This window comes from Ensifer sp. M14 (assembly GCF_003355565.1).
GTDB lineage: Bacteria > Pseudomonadota > Alphaproteobacteria > Rhizobiales > Rhizobiaceae > Ensifer.
The window spans coordinates 1,508,787-1,524,198 of the sequence record NZ_QJNR01000004.1 but is presented as its reverse complement, the minus strand read 5'-3'; the positions used below and the strand labels follow the sequence as shown (position 1 = coordinate 1,524,198).

Below are 15,412 nucleotides of genomic sequence, written 5' to 3'. Positions count from 1 at the left end.
GAGGTGCACGGCTGATGCCGTGCACCCCTATTTTTTTCTGATCGACCGGGCCAATGGCTTCCTCAGCAACGAACTTGACTGGAGGATGCGATCGGGCGATATCGGATCCATGTGCGAACATGACGTCCATATCGTTGCGCGTTCGGCCGGCATCCCAACAGGCGGGATGCGGGGGCGATAGAGCACGCTGACGAAAGAGCGTTCGCGCACCTGCAGCCTCGCCGGAAACGGACGGGGTTCTTCTTTTGACGGGTGCGCCGTCCATCGGCATTTTTGATGGAGAATGAAATGGCACAGAATATCTACGACAAACCGGAATTTTTCAAAGGCTATAGCCAGCTCGGCCGGTCCGTGCACGGTCTAGACGGTGCGGCAGAGTGGCCGGCGATCCGCGCCGCCCTGCCGGATCTGAAGGGCAAGCGCGTGGTCGACCTCGGCTGCGGCTTCGGCTGGTTCTCGCGCTTCGCCCGCGAGCAGGGTGCAGCCCGCGTGCTCGGGCTCGACCTATCGGAAAACATGATTGCCCGCGCTCGTCGCGATACGGCCGATCCTGCGATCGAATACGGCATCGCCGATCTCGATCACCTTGCGCTTGAAGCCGGCGCCTTCGACGTCGCCTACAGTTCGCTCGCATTTCATTATGTCGAGGACTTCGACCGGCTGGTCCGGGCGATCCACGATGCGCTGGTGCCGGGCGCGCACCTGGTCTTCACCATCGAGCACCCGATCTACATGGCCTCGCTCACTCCGGGCTGGCAGGTCGGCGAAGACGGCCGGAAGCGCTGGCCGGTGGACCACTACTCCGTCGAGGGCCGGCGCACGACGGACTGGCTGGCCAAGGGCGTCGTCAAGTATCATCGCACCATCGGCACCACGCTCAACGCCTTGATGCGTGCAGGCTTCGCCATCCGTCACGTCGAGGAGTGGTACCCGACACCGGCACAGATCGATGCCAATCCGGATCTTGCCGAAGAGATGGAACGTCCGATGATCCTGATCGTAGACGCACAACGATAAGTTGCTCGATCTGTCGCGCAGCGACGAGCACACCCGCGACAAGCATCAGCCTGACAGCTGTTTCCGCATGAGCGCACGTGCCCGGTGAAGCCGCGCCTTGACCGCCTGCTGGGTCACCCCAAGACGGAGCGCGATCTCGCCAACGGTCAGCTCCTGCATATCGCGCAGCAGCACGACATCGCGGTAGTGACCAGGTAGCGCCTCGATCGCCGCCGCCAGATCGAGGCGCAAGTCCAACTCGGGTCGCGCTACAAGCGCGGCCTGGGCCTCCTTGTCCTCGACCGGGACTGAAATCGACGAGCGGCCCTTGCGCGCGAGCCGGAGGCATTCCCGCATGGCGACCGTGAAGAGCCAGTTGGGCAAGGCGGCCAGTGAGCGGATCGCACCGACACGACGAAAGAGCTGCCACAGCACCTCCTGCGTTGCATCGTCCTCGTCGCTGGCGCGGCAGCGCGATCGGGCATAACGACGAACATCCGGTTGTGTCGCCTCGATCAGCCGAATGATCGCCTGACGGTTGCCGAGCCGCGCCTCTTCGAAAACCGTCTGCGATAGTCCTTTGCCTGCCACTTTATCCGCCGCGTTTCTTGCCAATGCCTGCCATTGCGCACATTGGGCAATAGCCGACAATACCAGTGAGCGCAAAACCCACGCCCAACGCCGCTCCCGCTATTGCTAACCCCGTATCCAGCAATTGAATCGAGGTGGTTGCCGCCAGGATCCCAAGGGCAAGCCTGCCGATGCCCTGGGCTGTACCGATATTCTTGCGATAGAATGCCATTCCGTTGTCCTTCCAAGTCTCTCGATTTGCCTGCGCAGATAAGAGGCGGCGACACAGCGAACGGATTCGCGACGGCGATCATTTTTTTCTGACCCCATTGTTGGCCGCATCCCTGGCGGACCGGCACAGGCCAAGCGCAGCCCGGTAGACCGGCATCACATTCGCCATCAAGATAAAACTACTTGCATTTCGCAATCAGTTTCGGGATCATCTTTCCGTCAGTGCGGAAGGTCGCGACCGGCCGGCCAGCAAAAATGGGAGAACAATAATGCGCAAGGTCATCATGTGGGACATGGTCAGTGTCGACGGCTTCTTCGAAGCGCCCGGCCATGACATCAGTTGGTTCGTCTTCGAGGACGAACTTGCGGGCTATATCGGCGAGACCCAGCGTGAAGGCGATACGCTGCTCTTCGGCCGGGTGACCTATGAGATGATGGCGTCCTACTGGCCAGAGGCCGAGGGCGACATCGCCACCTATATGAACGGCGCAGAGAAATACGTCTTCTCCCGTTCATTGACGAGTGCTGATTGGCACAACACAACCCTCGTTGCCGGCGATGCCGTGGCCGAAATCGAACGCCTGAAGGCGCTGGACGGCGGTACCATCTTCATCTTCGGCAGCGCAGATTTTGCCGCAGGGCTGGTGGAAAAGGGCCTGGTCGACGAATATCGCCTCGGCATCAACCCGGTGCTGCTCGGCAAGGGCGTTCCGCTCTTCAAATCCGTGCCGAAGCGCACCACCCTCAAGCTCACCCACACAAGGCCGCTCAAATCGGGCGTCGTCATCCTCCACTACCAGCCGCAGCCGGATGCCTGATCGGGCGCTGCCGATGTCGCGGCGGGTGCTCTGGCCACGTCAGATGCGCTGTTGTGGCCATGGCCCGCCTCTTGACATCCCTGTCCGATCGTCCGACTTCATCAGGCAGAATGAAGGAGACGGCAGCATGAGCGAGCAAGCGCGCACGACGATCGACCAGAGCGAGGTAGACCGCTTTTCGGCCATGGCCGCCGAGTGGTGGGACCCGACGGGAAAGTTCCGGCCGCTGCACAAGTTCAACCCCGTGCGCCTCGCCTATATCCGCGACCGGGTTGCCGAGCATTTCGGCCGTGATCCGAAGAGCCCGCAGCCGCTGAAGGGGCTTCGCCTGCTCGATATCGGCTGCGGCGGTGGGCTGCTGTCGGAGCCGATGGCCCGCATGGGCGCCGACGTCGTCGGAGCCGATGCCTCGGAAAAGAACATCGGCATTGCCAAGACCCACGCCGCCGGCAGTGGCGTTACCGTCGACTATCGCGCCGTGACGGCGGAAGCTCTTGCAGAAGCGGGCGAAAGCTTCGACATCGTCCTCAACATGGAAGTGGTCGAGCACGTCGCCGATGTCGACTTCTTCATGACCACCTGCGCCCATATGGTCCGCCCGGGCGGCCTGATGTTCGTCGCCACCATCAACCGCACGATGAAGGCCGCGGCACTTGCGATCTTCGCCGCCGAAAACGTCCTGCGCTGGCTGCCGCGCGGCACCCACCAGTATGAAAAGCTGGTGCGCCCCGAGGAACTGGAAAAGCCGCTTGTCGCAAGCGGACTGGAGGTCACCGAGCGCACCGGCGTGTTCTTCAACCCGCTCTCCAACCAGTGGAACCTGTCGAAGGACATGGACGTCAACTACATGATTGTCGCCAAGCGCCCGCTTTGACGGCTAGGTCGTCGAGCTTCAGAAGTCTGGACTGAAAAATAAGAACCCTCCGGCGATGCCTTTCGCCGGAGGGTTTTCCATTTGTCCGGGAGTTGCCTCAGGCGGCCTTCGGCCGTGCCTGCCATTCGTGCTGCAGCAGGGCGTAAATGTATTCGTCGCCCCATTGCCCGTTGAACAGGTCGTTCTGGATGAGATGCGCCTCACGGCGCATGCCGAGGCGCTCGACGACGCCGACCGAGCCCGCATTGAGCGGATCGAGGCGGGCAAAAATCCGGTGGAAATTCAGCTGCGAAAAACCGACATCGAGCGCCGCCCGCATCGCCTCGGTCGCATAGCCCTTGCCGGCAAATACCGGGTTGAAGATGTAGCCGGTTTCCGCCTGCCGCGCTGCTTTGCTGGCGAGCTTCAACAGGACCTCGCCGACAAGCGCACCATCTTCCCGTCGTTCGACGGCAAAAACCGCGGTATCGCCGTCCTCATCGAGACGAGGATTGCTCGCCTTGGCGAATTTTTCGCGGGCCGCGTGCTCGTCGAGCGGATCAGCATAGAGATAGCGGTAGACTTCCGGCAGCCGGTGATAGGCATGGAACCCTTCGAAATCCTCAGGTGCAAAATGCCGGATCGTCAGGCGATCGGTGGTAAGGCGAATGTCGCAAAGGTCCATTGCTCATAAAGTCCTGGATTGCAAAGACCCGGAAATGGGAACCAAAGACCTGTTTTTAAAGGGTCTTTCCCGGATTTTATGGGAAGAGGATCAATCTGGCTGGCGCGAGGAGCCACGGCGTGACGATCAGTTGACCTCGTCGGGCAACACCGGCAGCGGCGCGATCGCGATGCCTTCTTCGAGAAGCGCCACGGCCTCTTCCACGGTCGCCTGGCCGATCAGACCGCGTTCGTCCGCCTCACCATAATGGATCTTGCGCGCCTCTTCGGGAAAGCGGTCGCCGACGTCCTCGGCGTTTTCGCGCACCGCTTTGACGAGTTCGCGGATCTTGGCCACGGTTTCCTTCTGCGCCTGGTCCATGACCAGCGCCCGCGTCGCTTCCTTCTTGCGGGCGGTCGCGACGGACGGTGCCATCAGTTGCTTGGCAACCGACGTCGAATTGCAGGTGGGGCAGGAAACCAGCTTGCGCTCCATCTGGCCATCGAAGTCGTCACTCGACGAGAACCAGCCCTCGAAAGCGTGGCCCTGATCGCAGGAAAGCGTATAGCGGATCAAGCGGCAACGCCTCCCTTGCCGGCGGGCAGGACCTGATCCAGCGCAAAGCTGCGGGCATTCCTGAGGTTCGGGATCTTGGCGCGGGCCGCATGCACGGCTGCCACGTCGATATCCGCCAGAACGATCCCTTCGCCGGCAGCACCGGCCGCGGCAAGCACCTTGCCCCAAGGGTCGACGATCATCGAATGGCCGAAGGTCTCGCGTCCGTCCTCATGCACGCCGCCCTGGGCTGCCGCGATGACGAAAAAGCCGTTCTCGATGGCGCGGGCACGCAGCAGGATCTCCCAATGCGCCTCGCCCGTCTGCCGGGTAAAGGCCGCCGGCACGGACATGACTTCGACCCCTGCAACCGCCTGCTGGCGGAACAATTCGGGGAAGCGGACGTCGTAGCAGATGGCGAAACCGAGCTTGCCGAAATCGAGATCCGCCAGCCGCGCGGTGGCGCCCGGCGTGTAGGCGGAACTCTCGCGCCAGCTCTCGCCATTGTCGAGATCGACGTCAAACATATGGATCTTGTCGTAGTCGCAGATCTTGACCCCGTCCGGACCGAACAGGAAACCGCGATTGGCGATCTTGCCGTCGGCTAGCGCAATGGCGGTCGATCCGACATGCAGATGAATGCCGAGTTCGCCCGCAAGTTTTGCCGCCTCGCGCACGATGATGTCGTTCGCCTCGTCCCTGAGCACCGCCCGCAAGCCGGCGCGATCGCGCTGCAGCGCTCCGGTCATCTCCGGCGTCTGGACATAGGTTGCGCCATGACTTGCCGCCTCGCGCACCAGCCGCGCCATCGTCTCGGCATTTCTCGCCGGATCGACGCCGGAACACATCTGGATGGCGGCAGCCTTGAAGGTCATTGCAGTCGGGCTCCTGCGAGCATTCCTGGGAAAGTCCGAACCGGCTTTCCATCAGGGAATTCTTGAAGATACGGCAATGGAGCGTTTCTGTCGCTCCACCCAAGGCGGAAAGGGTCTAGGCGGCCAGCATCTCGTCGAGCTTTCCGGCCCGCTCCAGCGCGTGCAGATCGTCGCAACCACCGACATGGATGTCGTTGATGAAGATCTGCGGGAATGTGGTGCCGCCATGCGATTTGTCGATCATCTTCTGGCGCACCTGCGGATCGTAAGTCGCATCGTGTTCGAGGAACGAGACGCCCTTGGTCTCCAGAAGCTTTTTGGCAGCCGAGCAATAGCCGCAGAACTGACGCGTATAAATAACGACCGAAGCCATGTTTCCTAACCGCTCCTTCACCGGCAACGATGCCGGACTTTCGTTTGTCATATAAGACCGGACATGGCTCTTGCAAAGGTTAAAACCGTGACGTGTCCGGCGCCCGCCCGCTTCAGCGCGCGGGCCGCGGCCGAAACGGTGGCGCCAGTCGTATATACGTCGTCGACGAGGACGATGCGTTTTCCGATGAGACCTTGCTTGCCGCTTTCGGCAACGGCAAAGGCGCCGCGAACATTGTCCTCGCGTGCCTTGGCGCCAAGCCCGACCTGCTTGGTCGTGCGCCTGATGCGGCGAAGCGTTGACGGCAGATAGGGGCGGCCTGACAGCGCTGCCACGGCGCGGGCAAGCTCCGCCGCCTGGTTGAATTTGCGCCCCCAGAGCCGGAAGGCATGCAGCGGCACCGGGATGACGGCATCGGCGGAAGCGACCGCGCCGTCGCTCGCCCGGACCATCCATTCCGCCATCATTGGCGCGAGATCGGTACGGTCGCGATACTTCAATCCATGCACGAGATCGCGAGCGATGCCGTCGTGAACGGCAACCGAGCGCAGACGGTCGAAAACCGGCGGATTGGCAATCGCCTCGGGCGAGACCGTCCCCTCCCCATGATCATGGGCGAACGGCAGGCCAAGGATTTCGCAATAGGGCCGCTCGATCAGTTGAAGTGTCGACCAGCAGGGTGCGCAGACGGCCCGGTGGCGGCCCATCAGCCGCCCACAGCCGCAACAGGCGGGAGGATAGACGACGTCGACGAGATCATTGCCGATCCGTCGCAGAAAGGCGAGGCCACCGGCCAGTCCAAATTGCCGCTCATTCCGGTTCATAAGGTTGACTTTGCCGTCGTGTGGGTTTCTTTGCAGGACGCTGGAATACGCTGCAGCGCTGCGCGCCATTTCGGATGCGCTGATGTCGCCGAAGCACTTTGAATTTCGGCATGATGTCTCTTTTGAATCGGTTCCGATCCGGGGAGGCCATCATGCTGCCGGAGCAGAGTACCGTGGAAATCATCTTTGACCAGAGCCTCGTCGAGGCGCACCGCCGCCGGGCACTCAACAATGCCGACCCAAAGGCAGCCTTTCTCCTCGATATCGTCGCACAGGAACTGGCCGACCGCGTCAGCGTGGTCGAGCGCCAGTTCGACAAGGCGATGGAATTGCACGGCTACACCGGCGCAACCGCACTCCGTCTTCTGGAAACCGGCAAGGTCGGAACGGTCGAGCGGGTGGAAACGGACCCCGGTTTCGGCACCATCGCCATGCCGGTTTCGGTCGCGCCGCTCGAGCGCGTCCCCGCAGAGCCCGAGACGCTCAATCTTCTCGTCTCTCCGCTTTCTCTTCACCTGACCAACGACACGCCGGGCGCCTTCATCCAGGCGCGCCGTGCGTTGAAACCCGACGGACTGTTCCTGGCGGCGATACCCGGCAATGGAACGCTGAACGAGTTGCGCGAGGCGCTGCTTGCGGCAGAAGCCGAGCTGACCGGTGGAGCAAGTCCACGCGTCATTCCCTTTGCCGATGTTCGAGACATGGGCGCGTTGCTGCAGCGGGCGGGCTTTGCCCTGCCGGTGGCGGACGCGGAAACCTATACGGTTCGTTATGATTCTCTCTTCGCGCTCATAAGAGACTTGCGGGCGATGGGCATGACCAGCCCGCTTAGAGCGCGCAGCCGGACACCTGTCTCCCGGCGCATTTTCCTGAGGGCCGCGGAAATCTACGCGGAGCGCTTTTCCGACCCGGACGGCCGCATCCGTGCGACCTTCTCGGTCGTCTATCTCTCGGGCTGGGCGCCGCACGAAAGCCAGCAGAAACCGCTGAAACCGGGCTCTGCGAAACAGCGGTTGTCAGAGGCGTTGGGGACAAAGGAACGACCGGTCTGAAAACCAGATGTTTACAGCGCCGCGCGTCAAAAGTTACGCGCAAAGGCCGCTGTACTTTAGACCAGCAGGTCGTCAGTTTCGAGAATCCAGGAACGTCGTTGTCAGCAGATTGAAAAGAGACAGGAGCGCGTCTCTGAGCTGCTCCAGGCCAAGAATCAGGCTGAGGCAAATCAGGCCAGCGATCAGCCCATACTCAACCGCGGTGGCCGCGCTTCTATCGCGAATAAGGCGCTTCAACGTGTTCATAGGTACCCAGCCCGGTTGGAACTCGCCTCCCGACCGGCAGACACGCAAGGAACCAGTCCGACGCGCCGCCCAGATCAGCAGCCACTCTTGCTGCCGTCGGCATCGATGATGCAGACAGCCCCCGGCATTTCCTGCAGCACGCTGCGGCGCACGGTATAGCGCTTGGTGGTGCCGTTCGAGGGAATAGAGCCGGTCGAAATATTGTCGTAGTCCATCGGCGTGTTCGCGAGCATGCGCTTGTCCGCCTTCGAAGACAGCATCGGTGTCAGGATAAGGGTTAGCGCAATCACGGCTGTTCCAAACAGCAGCGACAGATTGAGCACACCTGTCCGGCGGGACTGGCTCGTCACCATGTCCTTCTCCTGAACCGTCCTCCAGAAATCGTCGTCAACCATCCCAGCCTCACAAACGCATAAGGTGCGGCGAACGGGAGCATCCTTCCCAAGCTTCGTCCTGCCACATTGCCCGAAACCGATACGCCGTTCGCTGAACGCCACGTACCGAAACTGAATTGCAGCTATCTTTGCGGGAGGGAGATAAACGATCGATTAATAATCGGCCGGTTTTTGGGTAGGTTCAGAGCAAATCCATCAGAAATGGGATGAGCGGCTCGTCGGCAGGAGGCATCGGATAGTCGCGCAGGGCCTTGGAACGCACCCATTTGATAGCCTGGCCTTCCCGCCCGATCGCCACACCTTCATAGCGACGGCAGACATAGAGCGGCATCAGCAGGTGGAAATCGTCATAGGTGTGGCTGGCGAAGGTAAGCGGCGCAAGGCAGGCGACCTTGGTCTGGATACCGAGCTCTTCATCCAGTTCGCGGATCAGCGTTTCCTCCGGCGTCTCGCCGGGCTCGACCTTGCCACCGGGAAACTCCCACAGACCGGCCAGCGACTTGCCTTGGGGGCGCTGCGCCAGAAGGATGCGACCGTCGGAATCGACCAATGCGCAGGCGGCGACGAGAACGATCTTCTTTCCGGTGGCATCCATGCGTCAGGCCTTCGGCGTACGGTAGAGGTAGTTGTAGACGTCCGAAAAGCCCGCACTGCGATAAAGCGCCAGCGCTGCCTCGTTGTCTGCCTCGACCTGCAGCCAGGCCTTCTTGGCGCCGCGCAGGCGGGCCCAGCGCAGCGACACGTCGAGCATGGCCTTGCCCAGGCCCTGCCGGCGGAAGTGCTCGTCGACGGCAAACAGCATGATGCCGGCAAGGTCGTTGTCCTGGACGACCAGCGATACCGCCGTGGGGCCGCTCTCCACATCCTCGAACAGGAACAGACCACTTTCCGGCTTGATGGCGTTGATGATCTCGGCCAGTGCGGCCTTGGTTTTCGGGTCGTCCTTGCCGATGCGGATGCGCGCATCGACGAAGCGGCCGACATCCTTGATCGGCAGATGGTCGATACCTTCGCCGAAGTCACGCTCGGCAATGTCAGCCATCATCACGGTGCTATGGGAAAAGGCAGTCCAGCCTTCGCCGTCCATGTGGGCGATCAGTTGCGGCGGCGTCAACGGCGTCTGGCGCACGGTCAGCGGCCGCCCGTAATCGGCAAAGCGCCTGGCGGCCTTTTCCAGCCGGACCGGAATGTCGCGGTAATCCGAGGGATCGAGCGGGTTGACCGAATTGAGACGCTTGGAATCGTGACCCGCATTCAGCCGGATCAGCCAGCTGCCGTCATAGTGGACCGACGCTGCCGGCCAGGCGCGAAAACCGACTGCCTCAAGCCGCCGCACGCTCGGAAGATCAACCATCCGCTTGTCCTTGCCTCCAGCCGCGGCATCGCCTGCGCCGGGCTGTGTCTCGTTCGATGTCATCTGCTTACCCCCAACAGGCCAAACCCAGGTACCGGCGCTGCGAGCAGCCTCGAGTGCCGCAAACGGCCCCGGGAAAAGCTGCTCGCGAGGACGTCAGCTTCTGTAGTCGCCGTTGATCTCGACATATTCCTTGGTGAGGTCGCAGGTAAAGACCGTCGCACGCCCGGCACCAAGCCCGATTTCGACGCGGATCGGGATATCCTGCGCCTTCATCACCGCCGTGGCCGCCGCTTCCGAATAGGTCGGATCGCGCTCGCCGTCGACGGCGACGCGCACATCGCCGAACCAGATCGCCAGCCGGTCGCGTTCGGCCATCTCGCCAGCCTTGCCGACGGCCATGACCACGCGTCCCCAATTGGCGTCCTCGCCGGCGACCGCCGTCTTGACCAGCGGCGAATTGGCGATCGAAAGCGCGATGCGCTTGGCAGCCGCATCGTTTTCGGCACCTTCCACCGTAACGGCAACCATCTTGCGCGCGCCCTCGCCGTCGCGAACGACCTGGAGTGCCAGATCGCGCAGCAGGTCGTTGAGCGCCGCGCGGAAGGCGTCGAGCTTCGCGTCGGACGCGTCCGTCACCTTCTGCTGGCCGTCGGCAGCGGCAGCCCCGGTCGCAAACAGCATCAGCGTATCGGACGTCGAAGTGTCGCTATCGACGGTCACCGAATTGAACGTCGGGCCGACGCCGGCCGAAAGCAACGCCTGCAGCGCCGCCGGCGCGATATCGGCGTCGGTGACGACGAAGGAGAGCATGGTCGCCATGTCAGGCGCGATCATGCCGGCACCCTTGGCGATACCGTTGATCGTGACCTTGACGCCATCGATCTCGGCCACGCGCGTGGCGACCTTCGGATAGGTGTCCGTCGTCATGATCGCCTTGGCGGCCTCAAACCAGAAAGCTTCCGTGCCGGCAGCGGCGAGGTCGTCGAGCACGCCTGCAAACTTCGTCGCGTCCAGCGGTTCACCGATCACGCCGGTCGAAGCCAGGAACACCTCGCCCTCGGCGCAACCGACGGCTTTCGCTGCCGATTTTGCCGTCAGTTCCGTCGCTTCGCGGCCCTTCTTGCCCGTGAAGGCATTGGCGTTGCCGGAATTGACGACCACCGCGCGTGCAACGCCGCCGCTGAGGTTCTGACGGCAGAAATCGACCGGCGCCGACGGGCACTTGGAGCGCGTGAACACGCCGGCAACAGCAGCAGGCTTGTCGAAAACCATCATCAACACGTCGGTACGGTTCTTGTACTTGATGCCGGCCGCGGCCGTTGCCATGCGAACGCCGCGCAAAGCGGGCATTTCGACAAAGGTTTTTGGAGCGAGCGGAGAGACGGAACCGGACATGGGAAACCTGCCTGAAGAACGTGGGATCAAGGGGAAGTTGCGACAAATGCCCGAACGGCTTTCAGCCGTCGGGCATCCACAAGAAACGTTGATCGACGAGCCCTGCCCTTGGACGGGGCCCGTCTGTCGAAAAATTACTTGGCTTCCTGCGCCTTGTTGGCCTCGTCATAGGCCTTCTTCAGAGCCGGATCGGAAATCTCGACACCGGCATCCTTCTTGGCAGCAGCAAGCAGCTCAACGTATTTGTCGCGCATGACGAGCTGACGAACCTGCGGCTCGACCTGCTCCAGCGCCGGCGGGGCCTGCGGACGCTTGTCTTCGACCAGGATGACGTGGAAACCGAACTGCGTCTTCACCGGCGTCTTGGTGTAGGCGCCCTTGTCGAGCGTGAACACGACGGCTTCGAATTCCGGAACCATGCGGCCCTTGGTGAAGTAGCCGAGGTCGCCGCCGTCGTCCTTGTTCGGGTCGGAGGACTTGGCCTTGGCCAACTCGACGAAGCTCTTGCCGGCGTCAAGTTCCTTGATGATTTCCTTGGCCTCATCCTCGGTCTTGACGAGGATATGGCGCGCCTTGACCTCTTCCTGCACCGGAACGGCGGCGATTTCCTTGTCGTAGCGCGCCTTCACCTCTTCCTTGGTGATGGCGTCGACCACGTGCTTCTTGAAGAAGGCATTGTGCAGTTCGCGCTCGGTCAGGTAGGCGAGACGCTGCTTGAAGGTCGCATCGTCCTGAAGGCCTTCCTTCTCGGCAGTCTTCGACAGGAGCTTGACGTCGATGACGGCCGAAAGCGCTGCGGCGCGCTTCTGCTCTTCCGGCATCTGCTGGAGCTGCGGATCGAGACCGCCAAGGGCGAGATTGAGCTCGGACTGGCGCACTTCTTCGCCACCGACCGTGGCGATGACCGGGTCCGCATCTTCGGCGCGCGCGACACCATGAACGGCGATCACCGCAACCAGGGCCGCGGCGGCCAGGGTCTTAAACTTCGACATGCTCGTAACCTTTCACCTTTGGCCGTCAACGCGATTGCATCGGCCTCGTGGCGGCTGAACACCACCAGAATGTGGCGGTTCTGTAGCCGCCCGGCCACGCAAGTGCGTTGACATAATTCGACCCCCCTCTTATCTGTCACGCAACCTCGCGTCCAGAACAGTTTCCGGGCGTTTCACGGCATTGCGCGGTTTTGGACGGTGCGGCCAGTGGAACCCAAGGCAACAAAAAAGAAAGGACCATTCATATGGTCAGTCTCGGCGGCCTAGCCCGCAAGTTGTTTGGCTCCTCCAACGATCGCCGTGTGCGTGGCTACAAGGTCAGGGTGGATGCCATCAACGCTCTTGAAGCCGATATGAAGGCTTTGTCGGATGAGGCACTCGCCGCCAAGACCGTGGAATTCCGCAAGGAGTTCGCCGACGGCAAGACGCTGGACGACCTCCTGGTCCCGGCTTTCGCTGTCGCCCGCGAGGCCGCCCGCCGCGTCCTTGGCCTGCGTCCGTTCGATGTCCAGCTGATCGGTGGCATGATCCTGCATGAGCGCGCCATCGCCGAAATGAAGACCGGTGAAGGCAAGACGCTGGTCGCGACCCTGCCGGTCTATCTCAACGCGCTTGCCAGCAAGGGCGTCCACGTCGTCACCGTCAACGACTACCTGGCCCAGCGCGACGCCGCCACCATGAACCGCATCTACAGCTTCCTCGGGCTGTCGACCGGCGTCATCGTTCATGGCCTGACGGACGACCAGCGCAAGGCTGCCTATGGCTGCGACATCACCTACGCGACCAACAACGAACTCGGCTTCGACTATCTGCGCGACAACATGAAGTATGAGCGCGCTCAGATGGTTCAGCGCGGCCACTTCTTCGCCATCGTCGACGAAGTGGACTCGATCCTCGTCGACGAAGCGCGCACGCCGCTGATCATCTCCGGCCCGCTCGACGACCGCTCGGATCTCTACAACACGATCAACGAGTTCATTCCGATGCTTTCGCCGGAGGACTACGAGATCGACGAAAAGCAGCGCTCGGCCAACTTCTCCGAAGACGGCACCGAGAAGCTGGAAAATCTCTTGCGCGAGGCAGGCCTGCTCAAGGGTGAATCGCTCTACGACATCGAAAACGTCGCGATCGTCCACCACGTCAACAACGCGCTCAAGGCCCACAAGCTGTTCCAGCGCGACAAGGACTACATCGTCCGCAACGACGAGATCGTCATCATCGACGAGTTCACCGGCCGCATGATGCCGGGCCGTCGTTATTCCGAAGGCCAGCACCAGGCGCTCGAAGCCAAGGAAAAGGTGCAGATCCAGCCCGAGAACCAGACGCTCGCCTCGATCACCTTCCAGAACTATTTCCGCATGTATTCCAAGCTCGGCGGCATGACCGGCACGGCCTCCACCGAAGCGGAAGAATTCGGCAACATCTACGGCCTGGAAGTCATCGAGGTTCCGACCAACCTGCCGATCAAGCGTATCGACGAGGACGACGAGGTCTATCGTACGCAGGGCGAAAAGCTGAAGGCCATCATCGACGAGATCAAGTCGGCACACGAGCGTGGCCAGCCGATGCTGGTCGGCACGACGTCGATCGAAAAGTCCGAACAGCTTGCCGATCTCCTGAAGAAATCGGGCTTCGACAACTTCCAGGTGCTGAACGCGCGTTATCACGAGCAGGAAGCCTTCATCGTGGCCCAGGCCGGCGTTCCGGGTGCCGTCACGATCGCCACCAATATGGCCGGCCGCGGTACCGACATCCAGCTCGGCGGCAACGTCGACATGCGCATCCAGCAGGAACTCTCGGAAGTCGAGCCCGGCCCTGAGCGCGACCAACGCGAACAGGCGATCCGTGCCGAGGTGCAGCAACTGAAGGAGAAGGCGCTGGCCGCCGGCGGGCTTTACGTTCTGGCCACCGAACGCCACGAAAGCCGCCGCATCGACAACCAGCTGCGCGGCCGTTCCGGCCGTCAGGGCGACCCGGGCCGGTCCAAGTTCTACCTGTCGCTTCAGGACGACCTGATGCGCATCTTCGGCTCCGACCGCATGGACGGCATGCTGCAGAAGCTCGGCCTTAAGGAAGGCGAGTCGATCATCCACCCCTGGATCAACAAGGCGCTCGAGCGTGCACAGAAGAAGGTCGAAGCCCGCAACTTCGATATCCGCAAGAACCTTCTGAAATACGACGACGTGCTCAACGACCAGCGCAAGGTGATCTTCGAACAACGCATCGAGCTGATGGATGCCGTCAGCGTCACCGAAACCGTGACCGACATGCGCAACGAAGTCATCGAGGACATCGTTTCCAAGCGTATCCCCGAGCGCGCCTATGCCGAAAAGTGGGACGTCGAAGGCTTGAAGGCCGACGTGCAGCAGTACCTCAACCTCGACCTGCCGATCGTCGAATGGGCGGCTGAAGAAGGCATCGACGAGGCCGATATCCTGGAGCGTGTCACGGCGGCCACCGACCAGGCAGTTGCCGAGCGCGCCGAGCGTTTCGGGCCTGAAATCATGCAATATGTCGAACGCTCGGTGATCCTGCAGACGCTCGACCATCTCTGGCGCGAACATATCGTCAATCTCGACCATCTGCGTTCGGTCGTAGGCTTCCGCGGCTATGCCCAGCGCGACCCGCTGCAGGAATACAAGTCCGAAGCCTTCGAGCTGTTCCAGGCCCTGCTCGGCAACCTTCGCCAGGCCGTAACAGCCCAGCTGATGCGCGTCGAACTGGTGCGCGAAGCGGCCGAAGCGCCGCAGCCCGTGCCGCCACTGATGGAAGGCCACCATATCGACCCGCTGACCGGCGAAGACGATTTTGGCGGTGGCTCCGGTTCGCTCCTGGCTGTCGCTCCGGAAAACCGCAACCCGGCCGATCCGTCGACCTGGGGCAAGGTCTCGCGCAACGAGGCCTGCCCATGCGGCTCCGGCAAGAAGTACAAGCACTGCCACGGAATTTACGAAGCCTAATCTGAAAATGCCGCCTCCGGGCGGCATTTTTGTTTGCGAGGCGGGAAAGGCGAAGACCGCCTCGTCTCCCGATGTCCAGTGGCGTGGCCGCATGACCTGGCGTCGGCCGGTTGCGATCCGGCGCGCGTCTTTTCGGCACTGGACGGGGTCCATCCGCTCGGCTCCCTCCCCAAGGCAAACCCGCCAACTGAACCGTTTGTTAACGGTGATCTGGCACAACCAAACCCTGTATTGCGTAATCTCAGGGTGTTCTCGT

18 protein-coding genes are annotated in these 15,412 nt (G+C 62.0%); 5 read left to right on the top strand and 13 right to left on the bottom strand.

Annotated elements, in window-relative coordinates; all coding sequences use genetic code 11:
* The first annotated feature begins 288 nt into the window (after positions 1–288).
* Entirely contained in the window at positions 289–1,017 is a 729-nt protein-coding gene (locus BLJAPNOD_RS07240) for a class I SAM-dependent methyltransferase (protein ID WP_115419358.1), read from the top strand.
* A 45-nt stretch (positions 1,018–1,062) separates the two neighbouring features.
* Here the strand turns inward: BLJAPNOD_RS07240 and BLJAPNOD_RS07235 are convergent, their stop codons facing one another.
* Together BLJAPNOD_RS07235 and BLJAPNOD_RS07230 are read right to left on the bottom strand one after the other, a co-directional pair.
* Positions 1,063–1,587 carry a sigma-70 family RNA polymerase sigma factor gene (locus tag BLJAPNOD_RS07235; RefSeq protein WP_115419357.1) on the bottom strand — a complete coding sequence of 175 codons (525 nt, stop codon included), beginning with the start codon at positions 1,585–1,587 and terminating at the stop codon, positions 1,063–1,065.
* A 1-nt stretch (position 1,588) separates the two neighbouring features.
* A complete protein-coding gene (locus BLJAPNOD_RS07230) occupies positions 1,589–1,798 on the bottom strand; it encodes a DUF2892 domain-containing protein (protein ID WP_115419356.1) in 210 nt (69 codons plus the stop codon).
* A gap of 268 nt (positions 1,799–2,066) precedes the next feature.
* Between BLJAPNOD_RS07230 and BLJAPNOD_RS07225 the strand changes: the two genes are divergently transcribed.
* Both BLJAPNOD_RS07225 and ubiG read left to right on the top strand, forming a co-directional pair.
* Positions 2,067–2,615, top strand: a complete 549-nt coding sequence (locus BLJAPNOD_RS07225) for a dihydrofolate reductase family protein (protein WP_077500974.1) — start codon at positions 2,067–2,069, stop codon at positions 2,613–2,615.
* Positions 2,616–2,742: 127 nt separating this feature from the next.
* Positions 2,743–3,489 (top strand): bifunctional 2-polyprenyl-6-hydroxyphenol methylase/3-demethylubiquinol 3-O-methyltransferase UbiG, encoded by a 747-nt coding sequence (gene ubiG / locus BLJAPNOD_RS07220; protein ID WP_077500975.1) that lies wholly within the window; start codon positions 2,743–2,745, stop codon positions 3,487–3,489.
* 97 nt (positions 3,490–3,586) lie between these two features.
* Here the strand turns inward: ubiG and BLJAPNOD_RS07215 are convergent, their stop codons facing one another.
* From BLJAPNOD_RS07215 to BLJAPNOD_RS07195, 5 genes are all read right to left on the bottom strand, one after another.
* On the bottom strand, positions 3,587–4,153 hold the full coding sequence (locus BLJAPNOD_RS07215; protein ID WP_115419355.1) for a GNAT family N-acetyltransferase: 567 nt from the start codon (positions 4,151–4,153) through the stop codon (positions 3,587–3,589).
* Positions 4,154–4,279: 126 nt separating this feature from the next.
* Positions 4,280–4,708 (bottom strand): DUF1178 family protein, encoded by a 429-nt coding sequence (locus tag BLJAPNOD_RS07210; RefSeq protein WP_115419354.1) that lies wholly within the window; start codon positions 4,706–4,708, stop codon positions 4,280–4,282.
* Positions 4,705–5,562 (bottom strand): carbon-nitrogen hydrolase family protein, encoded by an 858-nt coding sequence (locus tag BLJAPNOD_RS07205; RefSeq protein WP_115419353.1) that lies wholly within the window; start codon positions 5,560–5,562, stop codon positions 4,705–4,707. The genes BLJAPNOD_RS07210 and BLJAPNOD_RS07205 overlap by 4 nt, the downstream gene beginning before the upstream one ends.
* 115 nt (positions 5,563–5,677) lie before the next feature.
* The gene (gene grxC / locus BLJAPNOD_RS07200) at positions 5,678–5,935 is read right to left on the bottom strand and encodes a glutaredoxin 3 (protein WP_077500978.1); all 258 of its coding nucleotides are present in this window, start codon (positions 5,933–5,935) and stop codon (positions 5,678–5,680) included.
* 47 nt (positions 5,936–5,982) lie between these two features.
* Positions 5,983–6,759: a ComF family protein gene (locus BLJAPNOD_RS07195; protein ID WP_115419352.1), complete on the bottom strand. Its 777-nt coding sequence runs from the start codon at positions 6,757–6,759 to the stop codon at positions 5,983–5,985.
* A 173-nt stretch (positions 6,760–6,932) separates the two neighbouring features.
* Between BLJAPNOD_RS07195 and BLJAPNOD_RS07190 the strand changes: the two genes are divergently transcribed.
* A complete protein-coding gene (locus BLJAPNOD_RS07190; protein ID WP_115421175.1) occupies positions 6,933–7,811 on the top strand; it encodes an SAM-dependent methyltransferase in 879 nt (292 codons plus the stop codon).
* A gap of 72 nt (positions 7,812–7,883) precedes the next feature.
* On the opposite strand, the gene BLJAPNOD_RS07185 is transcribed toward BLJAPNOD_RS07190, so the two are convergent.
* From BLJAPNOD_RS07185 to BLJAPNOD_RS07160, 6 genes are all read right to left on the bottom strand, one after another.
* A complete protein-coding gene (locus BLJAPNOD_RS07185; protein ID WP_115419351.1) occupies positions 7,884–8,057 on the bottom strand; it encodes a Flp family type IVb pilin in 174 nt (57 codons plus the stop codon).
* 74 nt (positions 8,058–8,131) lie between these two features.
* Positions 8,132–8,452 carry a hypothetical protein gene (locus tag BLJAPNOD_RS07180; protein WP_077500981.1) on the bottom strand — a complete coding sequence of 107 codons (321 nt, stop codon included), beginning with the start codon at positions 8,450–8,452 and terminating at the stop codon, positions 8,132–8,134.
* A 181-nt stretch (positions 8,453–8,633) separates the two neighbouring features.
* A complete protein-coding gene (gene mutT, locus BLJAPNOD_RS07175) occupies positions 8,634–9,047 on the bottom strand; it encodes an 8-oxo-dGTP diphosphatase MutT (RefSeq protein ID WP_115419350.1) in 414 nt (137 codons plus the stop codon).
* Positions 9,048–9,050: 3 nt separating this feature from the next.
* Positions 9,051–9,869: a GNAT family N-acetyltransferase gene (locus BLJAPNOD_RS07170; RefSeq protein ID WP_176356459.1), complete on the bottom strand. Its 819-nt coding sequence runs from the start codon at positions 9,867–9,869 to the stop codon at positions 9,051–9,053.
* A gap of 93 nt (positions 9,870–9,962) precedes the next feature.
* Entirely contained in the window at positions 9,963–11,204 is a 1,242-nt protein-coding gene (argJ, locus tag BLJAPNOD_RS07165) for a bifunctional glutamate N-acetyltransferase/amino-acid acetyltransferase ArgJ (protein WP_077500984.1), read from the bottom strand.
* Between the two features lie 134 nt (positions 11,205–11,338).
* Positions 11,339–12,196 (bottom strand): peptidylprolyl isomerase, encoded by an 858-nt coding sequence (locus BLJAPNOD_RS07160; protein ID WP_115419349.1) that lies wholly within the window; start codon positions 12,194–12,196, stop codon positions 11,339–11,341.
* A gap of 245 nt (positions 12,197–12,441) precedes the next feature.
* Between BLJAPNOD_RS07160 and secA the strand changes: the two genes are divergently transcribed.
* Positions 12,442–15,156, top strand: a complete 2,715-nt coding sequence (secA, locus tag BLJAPNOD_RS07155) for a preprotein translocase subunit SecA (RefSeq protein WP_077500986.1) — start codon at positions 12,442–12,444, stop codon at positions 15,154–15,156.
* The last annotated feature ends 256 nt before the right edge of the window (positions 15,157–15,412 follow it).